The organism is Liquorilactobacillus sicerae (assembly GCF_029916425.1).
GTDB classification, from domain to species: Bacteria; Bacillota; Bacilli; order Lactobacillales; family Lactobacillaceae; genus Liquorilactobacillus; species Liquorilactobacillus sicerae.
This window is the reverse complement of the sequence record NZ_JAHAVQ010000204.1, coordinates 1-467: the sequence shown is the minus strand read 5'-3', so window position 1 is coordinate 467 and position 467 is coordinate 1. Positions and strand designations below refer to the sequence as shown.

Here is a 467-nt window from a genome sequence, read left to right as displayed (position 1 = left end):
GACCTAATACCGCCGTGTAATCTTGTACCGATATAATCAACTCCTTTTTCCAAAATATGATTATAAGAATCTAAATTGGGAGGAACAATATTAATTCTGCTAAAATCTTCGATATCTAGATTCTTAATAATTTTAAAATCCGATGGTGATTGTAACCACAGGAAAACTGTATCATAATTTCTTAGAACAATTTCAATCATTTCTTTGTAAGCTAAAAGGTACTTTTCGTCAGCACAATAATCAGTTATTGTTAAAATTGCAGCCGGTGATTTCTCTCTCTTGATATTAAATAGATAATCCGGCGTTAAGTGCCACATCGTTACACAAGATGTATTTATTGATTTAATTCCATATTCTTTTAATTTTTTCTGAGTATAAGAATCTCTAACAGAATGGATAATCTTTGAATTCATCACTTTTTTATAAAAATTTTTTTGCAACATAACAAAGGGTTTATACTTCAATCC

General features: G+C 29.1%; 1 protein-coding gene. It reads right to left on the bottom strand.

Annotation, left to right across the window (positions count from 1 at the left end):
- Nucleotides 1–467, bottom strand: a 467-nt coding sequence (locus tag KH893_RS12005) for a polysaccharide pyruvyl transferase family protein (protein ID WP_281166306.1), incomplete at both ends; no start/stop codon positions are given.